At 55.6% G+C, this 13,343-nt stretch carries 15 protein-coding genes and 2 pseudogenes; 11 read left to right on the top strand and 6 right to left on the bottom strand.

The window, feature by feature from the left end; translation table 11 throughout:
• Positions 1–8: 8 nt before the first annotated feature.
• From phnL to phnE (E2F51_RS20865), 7 genes are all read left to right on the top strand, one after another.
• Positions 9–710: a phosphonate C-P lyase system protein PhnL gene (gene phnL / locus E2F51_RS20895; RefSeq protein ID WP_134824446.1), complete on the top strand. Its 702-nt coding sequence runs from the start codon at positions 9–11 to the stop codon at positions 708–710.
• Positions 707–1,843: an alpha-D-ribose 1-methylphosphonate 5-triphosphate diphosphatase gene (phnM, locus tag E2F51_RS20890; protein WP_134824445.1), complete on the top strand. Its 1,137-nt coding sequence runs from the start codon at positions 707–709 to the stop codon at positions 1,841–1,843. The genes phnL and phnM overlap by 4 nt, the downstream gene beginning before the upstream one ends.
• Entirely contained in the window at positions 1,843–2,382 is a 540-nt protein-coding gene (gene phnN / locus E2F51_RS20885; protein ID WP_134824932.1) for a ribose 1,5-bisphosphokinase, read from the top strand. Before phnM ends, phnN begins: the two co-directional genes overlap by 1 nt.
• A gap of 138 nt (positions 2,383–2,520) precedes the next feature.
• The gene (phnC, locus tag E2F51_RS20880) at positions 2,521–3,354 is read left to right on the top strand and encodes a phosphonate ABC transporter ATP-binding protein (RefSeq protein ID WP_013202765.1); all 834 of its coding nucleotides are present in this window, start codon (positions 2,521–2,523) and stop codon (positions 3,352–3,354) included.
• A 26-nt stretch (positions 3,355–3,380) separates the two neighbouring features.
• Entirely contained in the window at positions 3,381–4,307 is a 927-nt protein-coding gene (phnD, locus tag E2F51_RS20875; RefSeq protein ID WP_053142307.1) for a phosphonate ABC transporter substrate-binding protein, read from the top strand.
• Positions 4,308–4,367: 60 nt separating this feature from the next.
• Positions 4,368–5,237, top strand: a complete 870-nt coding sequence (gene phnE / locus E2F51_RS20870; protein ID WP_134824444.1) for a phosphonate ABC transporter, permease protein PhnE — start codon at positions 4,368–4,370, stop codon at positions 5,235–5,237.
• On the top strand, positions 5,234–6,115 hold the full coding sequence (gene phnE / locus E2F51_RS20865; protein WP_134824443.1) for a phosphonate ABC transporter, permease protein PhnE: 882 nt from the start codon (positions 5,234–5,236) through the stop codon (positions 6,113–6,115). Before phnE (E2F51_RS20870) ends, phnE (E2F51_RS20865) begins: the two co-directional genes overlap by 4 nt.
• 91 nt (positions 6,116–6,206) lie before the next feature.
• Here phnE (E2F51_RS20865) and E2F51_RS20860 read toward each other — a convergent pair whose 3' ends face one another.
• Entirely contained in the window at positions 6,207–7,109 is a 903-nt protein-coding gene (locus E2F51_RS20860) for a LysR family transcriptional regulator (RefSeq protein ID WP_134824442.1), read from the bottom strand.
• A gap of 114 nt (positions 7,110–7,223) precedes the next feature.
• On the opposite strand from E2F51_RS20860, the gene E2F51_RS24210 reads away from it, so the two are divergent.
• Positions 7,224–7,358 (top strand): hypothetical protein, encoded by a 135-nt coding sequence (locus E2F51_RS24210; protein ID WP_256372236.1) that lies wholly within the window; start codon positions 7,224–7,226, stop codon positions 7,356–7,358.
• Positions 7,355–8,539, top strand: coding sequence for an MFS transporter (locus E2F51_RS20855; protein ID WP_134824441.1), 1,185 nt, complete (start codon positions 7,355–7,357; stop codon positions 8,537–8,539). Before E2F51_RS24210 ends, E2F51_RS20855 begins: the two co-directional genes overlap by 4 nt.
• 20 nt (positions 8,540–8,559) lie before the next feature.
• Here the strand turns inward: E2F51_RS20855 and E2F51_RS20850 are convergent, their stop codons facing one another.
• Together E2F51_RS20850 and E2F51_RS20845 are read right to left on the bottom strand one after the other, a co-directional pair.
• The gene (locus E2F51_RS20850; RefSeq protein ID WP_134824440.1) at positions 8,560–9,468 is read right to left on the bottom strand and encodes an EamA family transporter; all 909 of its coding nucleotides are present in this window, start codon (positions 9,466–9,468) and stop codon (positions 8,560–8,562) included.
• Positions 9,465–10,676 (bottom strand): MFS transporter, encoded by a 1,212-nt coding sequence (locus E2F51_RS20845; RefSeq protein WP_245174144.1) that lies wholly within the window; start codon positions 10,674–10,676, stop codon positions 9,465–9,467. Before E2F51_RS20845 ends, E2F51_RS20850 begins: the two co-directional genes overlap by 4 nt.
• Before the next feature lie 125 nt (positions 10,677–10,801).
• On the opposite strand from E2F51_RS20845, the gene E2F51_RS20840 reads away from it, so the two are divergent.
• The gene (locus E2F51_RS20840) at positions 10,802–11,272 is read left to right on the top strand and encodes a helix-turn-helix domain-containing protein (protein ID WP_134824931.1); all 471 of its coding nucleotides are present in this window, start codon (positions 10,802–10,804) and stop codon (positions 11,270–11,272) included.
• A gap of 25 nt (positions 11,273–11,297) precedes the next feature.
• On the opposite strand, the gene E2F51_RS20835 is transcribed toward E2F51_RS20840, so the two are convergent.
• The 3 genes and pseudogenes from E2F51_RS20835 to vapB form a co-directional block, all read right to left on the bottom strand.
• Positions 11,298–11,915, bottom strand: coding sequence for a dTMP kinase (locus E2F51_RS20835; RefSeq protein ID WP_134824438.1), 618 nt, complete (start codon positions 11,913–11,915; stop codon positions 11,298–11,300).
• Positions 11,916–12,126: 211 nt separating this feature from the next.
• A pseudogene (locus E2F51_RS24155) lies at positions 12,127–12,216 on the bottom strand (VapC toxin family PIN domain ribonuclease); the annotation flags it as partial.
• Positions 12,217–12,292: 76 nt separating this feature from the next.
• Positions 12,293–12,511, bottom strand: a pseudogene (gene vapB, locus E2F51_RS20830) (type II toxin-antitoxin system VapB family antitoxin).
• Between the two features lie 130 nt (positions 12,512–12,641).
• On the opposite strand from vapB, the gene E2F51_RS20825 reads away from it, so the two are divergent.
• Complete coding sequence (locus tag E2F51_RS20825; protein ID WP_013202753.1) at positions 12,642–13,271, top strand: LysE family translocator; 630 nt, start codon at positions 12,642–12,644, stop codon at positions 13,269–13,271.
• The last annotated feature ends 72 nt before the right edge of the window (positions 13,272–13,343 follow it).

Genomic DNA, 13,343 nt, shown 5'->3' with positions numbered 1-13,343 from the left:
AATAAAACATGACTCTTCAACTTCGCGTCGAAAATTTGTCGAAAACATTCGTGCTGCATAATCAGCACGGTGCCGAGCTTCCGGTTTTACAGCATGCCAGCCTGGAGGTGGCGGCGGGGGAATGCGTGGTGCTGCACGGCCATTCGGGCAGCGGGAAATCCACGCTGCTGCGTTCGCTGTACGCCAACTATTTACCGGACAGCGGGCATATCTGGGTCAGGCATCAGCAGGAATGGATCGATCTGGTCAGCGCGCCGGCGCGACAGATCCTCGCCCTGCGCCGCGACACCCTCGGCTGGGTCAGCCAGTTTTTGCGGGTGATCCCGCGCATCACCACCCTGGATGTGGTGGCGCAGCCGCTGCGGGAACGGGGAGTGGATCGTCAGGAGAGCGAGGAGCGCGCCAAAGCCCTGCTCAGCCGCCTGAATGTGCCTTCCCGCCTGTGGGGGCTGGCACCGTCAACTTTCTCGGGCGGCGAGCAGCAGCGGGTAAACATCGCCCGTGGCTTTATCGCCGATTATCCGGTGTTGCTGCTGGATGAACCGACCGCCTCGCTGGACAGCACCAACAGCGCCGCGGTGGTCAGCCTGATTGAACAAGCCCGCGATCGCGGTGCCGCCATCGTGGGCATCTTCCACGATAGCGCGGTGCGCGACCGTATTGCCAACCGTCTGCATGTGATGAACCCTGTGACCGGGAGCGCCTTATGATCATCAACAACGTCAAACTGATTCTGGAAAATGAAGTGGTCAACGGATCGCTGGCCTGTGAAAACGGCGTGATCCGGGCCTTTTCGGACACCGCAAGCCAGCTGCCCGGCGCGATCGACGGCGAAGGCGGCTGGTTGATGCCAGGGATGGTCGAGCTGCACACCGACAACCTCGACAAATTCTTTACCCCACGTCCGAAGGTGGACTGGCCGGCCCACTCGGCGATGAGCAGCCACGATGCGCTGATGGTGGCCAACGGCATTACCACCGTGCTGGATGCGATTGGGGTCGGCGACGTGCGTGACGGCGGCCACCGGCTGGATAATCTCGAGAAGATGATCAACGCCATTCGCTACAGCGAAAAGCACGGCCTGAATCGCGCCGAGCACCGCCTGCACCTGCGCTGCGAACTGCCGCATGACTCCACCCAGCCGCTGTTTGAGCAGCTGATGTGCACGCCGGAACTGTCGCTGGTGTCGTTGATGGACCACTCGCCGGGCCAGCGTCAGTACACCTCGCTGGAGAAGTACCGCGTCTATTTCCAGGGCAAATACAACCTGAGCGATGCGGAAATGGATGAGTTTGAATCCAGCCAGCTGCGCTATGCCGAGCGCTGGTCGAAGCCGAATCGCGAAGGGATTTCTGCCTGGTGCCGCAAATATCACATTCCGCTGGCCAGTCATGACGACGCCACGCTGGCCCACGTTGAAGAGTCAAAGCAGGTCGGCAGCGTGATTGCGGAATTCCCAACCACCGAAGAGGCGGCGAGAGCCTCCCGCGAGCAGGGATTGCAGGTGCTGATGGGCGCGCCGAACATCGTGCGGGGCGGTTCGCATTCCGGCAACGTGGCCGCGCATCAGCTGGCGGCGCTGGGGCTGCTGGATATCCTCTCCTCCGATTACTATCCGGCCAGCCTGCTGGATGCGGCCTTCCGTATCGCTAACGATGCGAACAATGGCTACGACCTGCCGGCGGCCATTGCGCTGGTGACCCGCAATCCGGCCCGCGCAATTGGCCTTCACGATCGCGGGGTGATTGCCGAAGGTAAGCGCGCCGATCTGGTGCTGGTTAAGCAGCATAACCAGCAGGTTTACGTGCGGTCGGTGTGGGCGAAAGGCAAGGCCGTTTACTGATGGCCAGGCTGATCTGGCTGATGGGCGCGTCAGGATCGGGCAAGGACAGCCTGCTTGATGCGCTGCGGGAAACGGCTCCCGCCGGGGTGCTGGTGGCCCATCGCTACATCACCCGCGCCGCCGACGCCGGGGGCGAAAACCATGTCGCCCTCAGCGAGGCCGAGTTCAGCCGGCGGCGTGCGAAGGGGCTGTTTGCCATTGACTGGCAGGCGCATCAGCACAGCTACGCGCTGGGCATCGAGATCGACTTCTGGCTATCGCAAGGGCTGGATGTGGTGGTGAACGGTTCACGGCTGCATCTGCCGGCCGTCGAGCGGCGTTACGGCGCGCAGCTGCTGCCGGTCTGTTTGCAGGTCTCGCCTGAGGTGCTGGCCCAGCGTCTGCGTCAGCGGGGCAGGGAGAGCGAAGAGCAGATTGCCCTTCGGCTGCGCCGCGCAGCGGAAGGGGCGCCCGCGTGCTGCACGATGCTGAATAACGACGGTCCGCTCAGCCAGACGCTGGACCTTTTTCTGACGCTGCTGGCCGAGCCCGCGGCGTAAACGGCCTGATGGCGCTGGGGTTTTCTCTTTCACATTCCGGCGTCACGCTTTCATCATCCCGTTGTCATTAAAACGTCACCCCACTCACCCTTAATAGGGCGCACAAGGCGTAACGCCTGACTCACTACGGGAAATATTATGGCACAGGCACTTTTAAAACCGGCTCCCGCTCCTGACGTCACACCGCTACGGGCAGCACAGAAAAAAGTTCTGGCAGTGAAGGGCCTCGGCAAAGCCTATAACGCGCAGGAACGCGTGTTGCACGACATCAATTTCGATCTGCACGCCGGTGAGCTGGTGGCGGTGGTTGGCCGTTCCGGCGCGGGGAAATCCACCTTGCTGCACGTGCTGAACGGCACCTTACCGGCCACGGACGGTGAAATTGTTAATTACCGCGACGGCGGTCAGCAGCAGAACATCGTTGAGCTGAATGCGCGCCAGATGCGCGAATGGCGCAGCGAATGCGGGATGATTTTCCAGGACTTCTGCCTAGTTCCGCGCCTCGATGTGCTCACCAATGTCCTGCTTGGCCGTCTCAGCCAGACCTCTACCCTGAAATCCTTCTTCAAAGTGTTCCCGGATGCGGATCGTGCCCGTGCGATTGGCCTGCTGGAGTGGCTGAATATGCTGCCGCAGGCGCTGCAACGCGCCGAGAACCTGTCCGGCGGACAGATGCAGCGCGTGGCGATTTGCCGTGCGCTGATGCAAAACCCAAAGATTCTGCTGGCCGACGAACCGGTCGCTTCCCTCGATCCAAAAAACACCCGCCGCATTATGGATGTGTTGCGTCAGGTGAGCGACAACGGCATCAGCGTGATGGTCAACCTGCATTCGGTTGAGCTGGTGAAAGAGTACTGCACCCGCGCCATTGGCATTGCCAAGGGGCGCATTGTGTTTGACGGGCATCCGTCGCAGTTAACAGAAGATCTTCTCCATACGCTGTATGGCGAAGAGATGACGCAACTTAACTAAGACCTTTTTGGGATACGGACTCAGCAATGAAAAAATTATTTTTATCGGCAGTACTGGCCAGCGTGATGGCGTCTGGCGTTGCTCAGGCTGCCACGCCAAAGGAACTGAACTTAGGCATTTTGGGTGGTCAGAACGCCACGCAGCAGATTGGTGATAACCAGTGCGTGAAGGATTTCTTTGATAAAGAGCTGGGTACCGATACCAGGCTGCGCAACTCTTCCGACTACTCTGGCGTGATCCAGGGCCTGCTGGGCGGCAAAGTGGATATGGTGCTGAGCATGTCACCGTCGTCTTATGCTTCGGTGTACATCAACGATCCGAAAGCGGTGGACGTGGTCGGCATCGCGGCGGACGACACCGACAAGTCAACCGGTTACCACTCGGTGGTGATCGTCAAGGCCGACAGCCCGTACAAAAAACTGTCCGACCTGAAGGGCAAATCGTTCGGCATGGCCGATCCGGATTCGACGTCTGGCTTCCTGATCCCGAACCAGGCGTTCAAGAAAGAGTTTGGCGGCAGCGTGGATGATAAGTACAACGGCTTCTTCAAAAGCGTGACTTTCTCCGGTGGCCATGAGCAGGACGTGTTAGGCGTGCTGAACGGCCAGTTCGAAGGCGCGGTGACCTGGGCGTCAATGATCGGTGATTACAACACCGGTTACACCAGCGGCGCGTTCACCCGCATGATCCGCATGGATCACCCGGACCTGATGAAGCAAATCCGCATTATCTGGGAATCGCCGTTAATTCCTAACGGCCCAATCCTGGTGAGCAACAAGCTGGATCCGGAATTCAAAGCGAAGCTGATTACCGCCATCAAGAAGCTGGATACCAGCAACCACAGCTGCTTTATCAAGGCGATGGGCGGCACGCAGCACATTGCGCCAGCCACCGTGGCTGACTACAAAAACATCATCGATATGAAACGCGAGCTGACCAAGGGCGCGCGTTAAGCTGTCACTGCGGACAACGCCCTGTGCTGTGAGCAGGGCGTTGCCACAAGAGAGTTCCGTATGCAAAACACTGAGTTCGAGCGCTATTATCAGCAGATCCGTGGCAGGCAAAAACGCGATACGGTGCTCTGGTCACTGGTGCTGTTGGCACTGTATCTGGCTTCCGGCACCCTTTCTGAGTTCAGCCTGACCACCGTCTGGTCGTCCCTTCCGCATTTCTTCGATTATCTGGCCGAAACCGTCCCCGTTCTGCACTGGAAGCTGCTGTTTGCCGATGGGCACACGGAAGGATCGCTGGCGTACTGGGGTTACCGTCTGCATATTCAGCTGCCGTTAATCTGGGAGACGCTGAATCTGGCGTTAGCAGCCACCATCCTGTCGGTGATTGTCGCGGTGATCCTCGCCTTTCTGGCGGCGGATAATACCCAGTCGCCGGTGGCGGTGCGCTATGCCATTCGCACGGCGGTGGCCTTCTTACGTACCATGCCGGAGCTGGCGTGGGCGGTGATGTTTGTGATGGCCTTTGGCATTGGGGTGATCCCCGGCTTTATGGCGCTGGCACTGCACACCATCGGCAGTCTGACCAAGCTGTTTTATGAAGCGATTGAGAGTGCGTCCGACAAGCCGGGACGCGGGCTGGCATCCTGTGGTGCCGGGCCGTTGCAGCGAATGCGCTTTGCTTTGTGGCCGCAGGTAAAACCGGTGTTTCTGTCGTACAGCTTTATGCGTCTTGAGGTGAATTTCCGTCAGTCGACCATTCTGGGGCTGGTGGGTGCCGGTGGGATAGGTCAGGAGCTGATGACCAATATCAAACTGGATCGTTACGATCAGGTGAGCATGACCATGCTGTTGATTATCGTGGTGGTGTCGTTACTGGATACGCTCTCCGGGCGGTTACGCCGCTGGGTGGTTGAGGGGAAAGCAGCATGATTGCACTAGCCGGTTCAGAGACATTAAACAGCCTGAAAGCGCAGCACAGCGAACTGTTTTCTGTTCAGCGCCGTTATTTGCGCCGGACAGGAATGGTGGCGGCCTGCATTCTGGCTTACTACATTTTCTTTTTTAACATGTTCGGCATTAGCTGGGCGCAGATCGCCACCGGTTCGCTGCAAATCAGCCGTTATTTCCTGCGGATGTTTGTCTGGCATGACGTGGCCAACTGGCCGTTCGCCTATTACTTCAACCAGATTTTTATCACCCTGGCGATCGTGTTTGCCGGCACCCTCACCGCCACGCTGGTGGCGTTACCGGTGTCGTTCCTTGCGGCGCGCAATGTGATGTCATCGAAGCCGCTGCGGCCGGTGGCGCTGGTGGTCAGGCGTGTACTGGATATTATGCGCGGCATTGATATGGCGATTTGGGGACTGATTTTTGTCCGCGCCGTCGGGATGGGGCCGTTGGCCGGGGTGCTGGCGATTGTGATGCAGGATGTCGGGTTGTTGGGCAAGCTGTATGCGGAAGGGCACGAAGCGGTCGAGCGCTCGCCGGGCAGGGGATTGAATGCGGTGGGCGCGAACGCGTTGCAGAAGCACCGCTACGCGATTTTCACCCAGTCTTTCCCGGCGTTTCTGGCATTGAGTCTGTATCAGATTGAGTCGAACACCCGTTCAGCGGCGGTATTAGGCTTTGTCGGGGCAGGCGGCGTGGGTCTGGTGTATGCCGAGAATATGCGTTTATGGAACTGGGATGTGGTGATGTTTATCACCCTGATTTTGGTGGTGATCGTGATGGCGATGGATTACGTGTCTGCCAAATTGCGTAAGCGCTATATCACCGGCAAAGCGATTCCGTTGTTTGGTCAGGAATAAGGGTCGGGATAAAAGGGATGCCGCAACCCTGCGGCATACACCCGGCCAACGCGCCCTGTGCTGCCACCTTTTAGGCTTCGGTGCCTGATAGTTATTTAACCTTGAGCAGGCTCAGCGCGTTTTTTTTGAAATGTGCTGTGAGGAAATCGACTAATACCCGGATCTTAGGTGAAGCATGTTGACTCGCAGGCCATAAGATATGAAAAGTGCCCTGCCAGTCGATAAACTCATCAAGTACTGAAACCAGTTCTCCCTCTGCAATTAACGCCCGTACGGCAAAATCCGGCAGCCAGGCAATCCCAAGCCCACGCAGGGCGAAACAGACACGTGTTTCGATGTTATTGCACACCATCGACACCGGCAGGGTCAGATGTCCGGCCAGATGCAATGGCCAATTTTCTAACTTGCCGGTATGTGAAAAACGGTAGTGCAGACAACTGTGCTGTAAGAGATCGTCGGGAGATTGCGGCAGGCCTTTCTCCAACAGATAAGCCGGAGACGCAACCAGCACACTGCCAAAATACCCAAGCCGCCTGGCGGACAGGCGCGAATCTGCGGGTTCTCCCATGCGGATCACCGCATCAAAACCTTCCTGGATGACGTCTACCAAATTATCAGTGAAGTCCAGATCGAGGCTGATTTCCGGATACTGGCGCATAAAATCACCGAGCACGGGCAGCATTAATGAGCTGACCAGTGGCAGACTGATGCGCAGCCTGCCGGAGGGGTTGCTTCTGGCCTGTGATAGCTCCAGGTGCGCCGCTTCAATTTCCGCGATAATACGCCTGCATCGCGCCAGGAAGAGCAGTCCTTCAGCGGTCAGCGTGATACTTCGGGTGCTTCTGTGGAACAACCGCACGCCCAGTTTTTCCTCAAGCCGGGCTACATTTTTTCCCACTGCCGAGGCTGAAAGTCCAAGCAGGCGCCCGGCACTGACAAAGCTCCGCGTTTCCGCTACCTGCACAAATACGTCGATGCCACTCAGACTTTCCATTACGCCATCCATTCAAGAAATATATTCCGGAGTAAAGGGAACTATACCCTGGTTTTTCTTTAATAAAGGCACGGATAAGGTAACGGTCTCTTTGGCAACGCGTGGAAAAACCTTATGAATATGATTACTCACCGGCTAAACGGTGGTGATGCGATAGCAAATGTCGTTAAACAGGCAATTGAACGGCAGCATTTGACGGGGATTGTGTTACTTATTTCTCGCAAAAAAACCGCGGTATATGCGGGATGAAAACTTACGCGATTCAACAAAACAGGGCTGACAAACTGCCCCTCTCTCCCCTCTGCGCACTGGCCCTCGCCGGTTTTATTACTATTCTTACCGAGGCATTACCTGCCGGGATGCTGCCTCAGATTGGTCACAGTCTGGCTATTTCAAATTCACTCGCCGGGCAATTGGTTTCAGTCTATGCGCTGGGTTCTCTGCTGGCGGCCATTCCACTGATGCTTGCCACGCAAAGCCTGCGTCGAAGGCCGTTACTTCTTTTTGCGGTTGGCGGCTTCGCGTTGGCCAATACGGTCACTGCATTTTCAGCCAGTTACTGGCTGACGCTGACCGCCAGGTTTATTGCAGGCGTCTCGGCAGGGCTGCTGTGGGCATTGATAGCCGGTTATGCCGCCCGTCTGGTGCAGGATGCGCTTAAAGGGCGGGCCATCGCGCTGGCGATGGTTGGCACACCTCTCGCTCTCTCAGTGGGTATTCCATTGGGGAGCTGGCTCAGTGAATACATTGGATGGCGTAATTGTTTTTATATCATCAGCGTCATGACGCTCTTTTTGATGGGATGGATCCTGTTCATCGTGCCGGACTTTCCCGGTCAGCCCGCGACAAAACGGTTGTCGTTAAGGCGTGTTTTTTTGGCACCGGGCATCCGACCTGTTCTTGCCGCCACGCTGATATTTGTTCTTGCGCACAACATTATTTATACCTACATCGCTCCCCTGCTACAAAAGCTGAACATGGGCAACAATATCAGCGCGATTCTCTTGGTGTTTGGTCTCGCTTCGATCGTCGGCATTTGGGGTGTTGGGCTGATGATTGACCGGTGGCTCGGTCAATTAACGCTGGCCGCCACGGCGCTGTTTGCGTTCGCTATGCTGATACTGGCAATGGGAACACCAGCCCTGGTATTCATCGCCACCGCCGGTTGGGGGCTGGCATTTGGTGGCGCGGCAACGCTGTTCCAGACCGCGGTAGCTAAAACGGCCGGTGAAGCCGCCGATGTCGCCCAGTCGATGCTGGTAACCGCCTGGAATCTTGCCATTGCCGGAGGCGGACTGGTGGGCGCGGGGCTGTTGAACTTAACAGGAGTAAGAGGGTTTTCATCCCTGTTGATCCTCTTATTGTTCTTTACCTGGCTGATTATCTGGTCAGCGCGGCGGTCTGGCTTTTCTTCACACCCAGGGAGCTGATTAACCCCAAAGGGTTGATTTTATCTTCGTCCTCGTCGCTGAGAAATGACTGCCTTTTTAGGTAACAAACACCTGAGCCGATAACCATACAGTCCCACAACCAACCCGGAGATAATCAGCAGCAGCGCGAGAATCTTCAGCGACGAGATAGCTTCCCCAAATATCGCCATCGATCCCAGAATGCCGAACACAGGAACTAACAGCGACAAGGGGGCCACGGTAGAAATCGGGTATTGCTTCAGCAGGGAATTCCACACCCAATAGCCAAACAGCGTATTAGGATAAACCTGGAATAATATTGACAGCACAGCGCGATAATCAACGTGGCTGACGAGCGCAGTGTATCCGTTGCTACCGTTGACCAGCCAGTCCAGCAGGAAAAAGGGGAGGGGTGAAAAGGCGCTCGACCAGACCAGGAAGGCAAAAATCTGTTTGGTCGCGGAACGCTTGATAATAATATTGGCGATGCTCCAGGCTATCGCGCCGGCCAGTACCAGCAGCGTCCCTGTGAACGTCACGGAACCATCAGTGATGAAAACAATACTCAGCAAACCCGTACAGGCCAGAGCGAAGCCCGCAATTTGATAGCGGGTGAGGCTTTCTTTAAACACCACACTTCCCAGTAAGATGGTAAAGAAGGCGCTGAATTGCAGCAGCAGTGAAGCTATTCCGGCAGAAAGCCCGGCTTTAATCCCCAGATTCACCAGTCCCCATAAACCGATCCCAAAAACCAGACCATAGCCGATGATATAGCGCCATGGGACATCCGGTTTTTTAATAAAGAATAATGCCGGCAAGGCGCACAGCGTGAAACGTATTCCTGCCAGAATAAAGGGATCGACCGAACTCAGTCCGATCTTAATCACTGAAAAGTTAATCCCCCAGATGGCGGTTATCAGGATCGCGAGCAGCAGATGAGATATTTTCATGATTTAGGTATTCCTGACCATAAGATAAACGCACAGGCACTGACCAATGCACCCGCGATACAAACGGATGGCCATCCCCAGAGCGCATAGAGCTGAGTGGCGGCAAGGGCGCCCACGGCGCTACCGACCGAATAAAAACACATATAAGCGGCCACAAGGCGGCTTGCCTCTGCGGGCCTGGCTGAAATGATGATGCTCTGATTAATCACATGTACCGTCTGTACCGCAAAGTCGAGCACGATGACGCCAATAATCAGCCATAACAGCGATGTTTCGGCCCAGGCGATGGGGAGCCATGAGAGTGTCAGCAGTGCCAGAGCGACGCCGCTGGCGCGCCGTCCCTTACCCTGGTCTGCCCACAATCCCGCTTTCGAGGCGGCCAGCACGCCCGCAATACCCGCTAAACCAAACATGCCTATTTGCGTATGTGAAAGCGACATGGCACTGAGCGGCATAACCATGGTGGTCCACAGCATGCTGAAAGCCGCAAAGATAAGCAGCGCCAAAACGCCACGCGTCCTGAGCTGAGGTTCCGTCCTGTACAGGCGAAAGACAGACAGCATCAGAGCGGACCAGCGGGGTTTGGTCACCGGCGGCGGGGAGGCTGGCATCACTTTCGCCAGCACGAATGCAATGAGCATCATCAGGCAGGCTGCGACCAGATACACCGCCCGCCAACCGGCAAGATCGGCAAGGGTTCCCGAAATAAAGCGGGCCAGCAGGATCCCCAACACAATGCCGCTGGTCACCTGACCTACCACCGCGCCACGTTTGTGGGGCGTTGCCAGTATTGCTGCCCAGGCAACCATCAGCTGAACCACGACCGCCATCAAGCCGATCAAAAGCATCGCACACAGCAGGATCGGCAGATTCTTAGCTAATCCGGCCGCGATCAGGGCCACTACTGAAAATCCCAGCAGGGTAATAACAAGGATTTTTCTGTTCAGCCGATCCCCAAGTGGAACCAGAAAGAGCAAGCCGGCCAGGTAGCCTGTCTGGGTGAGGGTGACGACGCTGCCAATCAGACCGGGTTCAACATTCAGGCTGCTTGCCATGGATTCAAGTAGGGGCTGGGCAGAATAGACATTTGCCACCGCCAGGGCGCAGGTGAGTGAGAACAAAAAGGTTATCCACGGTGAAATCTCTCTGTCACCTGCGACAGATGTCTGTTTTACAACGTCAGAATGCGTCTCTGCCTTACCGTCCATACCACCCTCTCTGGTTTCTTTTTGAAACTACATTGCCAAGAACTTACCTGAGTGGTTTTTTTTTGCAACCTCTTTTCCGGGGAGGTATGCTGGAACCTGTTTTCGTAAATGAAGAGATAAAACGGATGGCAAAGCAGGAATCACTCCGGACCAGCGAATGTCCCGTTGCAAGGACCTTAGAGTCGATTGGTGAACGTTGGTGCCTGATGATTATTCGTGAGGCATTTGATGATGTGCGCCGTTTTAGTGAGTTTCAGAAGAATTTAGGGCTGGCCCGAAATATTCTGTCTTCGCGGTTGAAACAGCTGGTTGATATCGGGGTCTTTGAGATCTGTCCGGCCTCAGACGGTAGCGCGTATTCAGAGTATGTTCTTACCGATAAAGGGCGGAGTATTTTCCCCATCGTGGTGGCAATCCGCCAGTGGGGCGAGCGCAATCTGTTTGAGAAGGGCGAAATACATTCCGTCCTTGTTGATAACGCGCTTGGAGAACCGGTTCAGTCGCTGGAGGTCCGCTCATCTGACGGCAATAAACTGGCGCCTGGCGACTGCCATCGTCGACGGGTGAGGACAGGCGAGGAGGAAGATCTTGTTTGAGATGATCTGCCCGCAAAATCGATGCTTACAGGCACCCATGCACCCTGGTGATCTCAGAAACCACGTGCATCGTTGCGACCTCGAGCGGTCCGTCATTACGGCATAAAACCCAGCCGTTATCTGCAACTTCTCGCTCGAACGCCTCGGTACACGCGACATGTTCGTCCAGCTTGTGGATCACCGTACTGCTTAGCCCACGCGTTCTGGCTGCGGCCCTGGCCCATGAAATCTCCGGCGCTGTGACCACCCCGACATGCAGATCTGGCATTCGCACGTTTCTCTCGAGGTTAAGCTGTAAAATCTCTGCAAAGGGAACCATCCGGCGAAACGCGGCATCCGACGGGTACCAGCGATCCATCAGGATGATGCTACCCGCTGGCTGTTTAGCCAGCACATGCCGGGAGATCCATGCACGGCTATCAGCAAAGCGCTCACAAACTTCCCGTTCCAAATCCATGGCGGGATTTCTGGCAAATCTGTTTACCAGGGCCATGGTCTCTTTCCTCCAGGGATCGCTTTTTTTCTCGCACAGCCGGATCACCTTTTTGTTATCAGCCCTGAGTACTTGGGTTATGGCCTCCAACAGTGTAGTTTTACCGACTCCCTTGGGGCCGTCCAGAGAGACAAACAGCGGACGATTCATAGTTGAAATGACGATGGGTAGAGGGTTTGTGTAAAAATTAAAACGGGTAAAAGCATCTTATTTCCATACCAAAGAGATTAGAGAAGTAGCAGCAGATTGCCGGTCTCGTAACAAATTTATCGTAATGAATCACCTATGCTGAGCTTCCACTCCTGTGCGGGTCCTGAACCTCTGTCGCCAGTTCCAGCGATGACAGGCCACTCAGGCATCGTTAGTTAACCCAGTCTTCTAATACCAGACCGGGCACCCGCTCAAACTCTCTCGTATTGTTTATCACCAGGATTACACCGGCTGCTATGGCGCGGATTACGGCTGCCCGCGCATAATGAACGAGCAGATATTGGTATCAAGCATATCGGTTTTGTTCGTGGTTGAAATCATCTTTCATCGATGACATCGTTCTCACGCTTGGCCATAAAGTCCTCATCAGCTTTCTCCTGCTGAGTAAACGAGCCCCAGGTCGGCCGGACGGGACGCAGGATAATGCTGTCGCCTTCGCGAACAATCTACAGTTCGCTGACGCCCTCAAAGTCCAGATCGCGCGGCAGAAGGATCGCGCGGTTAGTACCGTTTTTAAAAATAGAAACTGTCCGCATGGTTTTTCCTCTTATATCGGGTCGGCAGGGTTGTTCCCTGTCAGGTGAAGAAATCAGCGACAGGATATAGTAAATATTTGCGCGAATAGATATAACAGACGCAAAGGACAACCTTACCGCTGAGGAAAACATGGCGCTATCCCATGAATTAATTCTGATTTATTCCACTTACTTTATCGCGACTGCCAGCCCCGGACCGAGCAACATGGCTATTATGGCTACGGCAATGAATAAGGGCCGTGGGGCGGCGTTGGCTCTGGCTGGTGGCGTGATAGGTGGGTCGATGATGTGGGCACTTCTGGCTGCCTGCGGCGTGCTAACCGTGCTGTCGACCTTCGCGCAATTGCTGATCGTGTTAAAAATCGGCGGCGGTTTATACCTGTTATGGCTGGCGTTCAAAGCGAGTAAATCGGCACTTTCGCCTTCTGATCCCACGGTGTTCAAGACCCATGATAAAAGCTTCGCGTATGGCGAACTTTTCCGTCAGGGTATCCTGATGCACGTTGGCAATCCTAAAGCGATCCTCACCTGGGTGGCGATCATGTCTATAGCACTCAAACCAGGTGCGGCAGCTTATACTTTGCCCATGATCATCTTCGGCTGTGCAGCTATTTGCGTGGCGGTGTTCTGCGGTTACGCGCTGCTGTTCTCAACGGCATTAATGAGCGCATTTTATCGTCGTATCCGCCGCGGGCTTGATGCGTTGTTAGCCTGCTGCTTTGCTATTGCTGGCCTGAAGCTGGTTTTCAGTCGCAGCTAAAGGTAGCTCCCTATTTATTCATTACTCGCTCGGGCGTTTGCCACGTCGGCGGTCGGCACAGTGCAGTCATAC

The organism is Erwinia sp. QL-Z3 (genome assembly GCF_004551645.1).
Classification (GTDB): Bacteria; Pseudomonadota; Gammaproteobacteria; order Enterobacterales; family Enterobacteriaceae; genus Erwinia; species Erwinia billingiae.
This window is presented reverse-complemented; position numbering and strand designations above follow the sequence as displayed.

Coding starts and splice junctions, on each gene's coding strand:
- E2F51_RS24210 (WP_256372236.1), top strand. CDS start 7,224: ATGAATATGATTACTCACCGGCTAAACGGTGGTGATGCGATAGCAAAT.
- E2F51_RS20845 (WP_245174144.1), bottom strand. CDS start 10,676: ATGGACGGTAAGGCAGAGACGCATTCTGACGTTGTAAAACAGACATCT.
- phnC (WP_013202765.1), top strand. CDS start 2,521: ATGGCACAGGCACTTTTAAAACCGGCTCCCGCTCCTGACGTCACACCG.
- E2F51_RS20850 (WP_134824440.1), bottom strand. CDS start 9,468: ATGAAAATATCTCATCTGCTGCTCGCGATCCTGATAACCGCCATCTGG.
- E2F51_RS20825 (WP_013202753.1), top strand. CDS start 12,642: ATGGCGCTATCCCATGAATTAATTCTGATTTATTCCACTTACTTTATC.
- phnL (WP_134824446.1), top strand. CDS start 9: ATGACTCTTCAACTTCGCGTCGAAAATTTGTCGAAAACATTCGTGCTG.
- E2F51_RS20840 (WP_134824931.1), top strand. CDS start 10,802: ATGGCAAAGCAGGAATCACTCCGGACCAGCGAATGTCCCGTTGCAAGG.
- E2F51_RS20855 (WP_134824441.1), top strand. CDS start 7,355: ATGAAAACTTACGCGATTCAACAAAACAGGGCTGACAAACTGCCCCTC.
- phnE (WP_134824443.1), top strand. CDS start 5,234: ATGATTGCACTAGCCGGTTCAGAGACATTAAACAGCCTGAAAGCGCAG.
- E2F51_RS20860 (WP_134824442.1), bottom strand. CDS start 7,109: ATGGAAAGTCTGAGTGGCATCGACGTATTTGTGCAGGTAGCGGAAACG.
- phnE (WP_134824444.1), top strand. CDS start 4,368: ATGCAAAACACTGAGTTCGAGCGCTATTATCAGCAGATCCGTGGCAGG.
- E2F51_RS20835 (WP_134824438.1), bottom strand. CDS start 11,915: ATGAATCGTCCGCTGTTTGTCTCTCTGGACGGCCCCAAGGGAGTCGGT.
- phnD (WP_053142307.1), top strand. CDS start 3,381: ATGAAAAAATTATTTTTATCGGCAGTACTGGCCAGCGTGATGGCGTCT.
- phnN (WP_134824932.1), top strand. CDS start 1,843: ATGGCCAGGCTGATCTGGCTGATGGGCGCGTCAGGATCGGGCAAGGAC.
- phnM (WP_134824445.1), top strand. CDS start 707: ATGATCATCAACAACGTCAAACTGATTCTGGAAAATGAAGTGGTCAAC.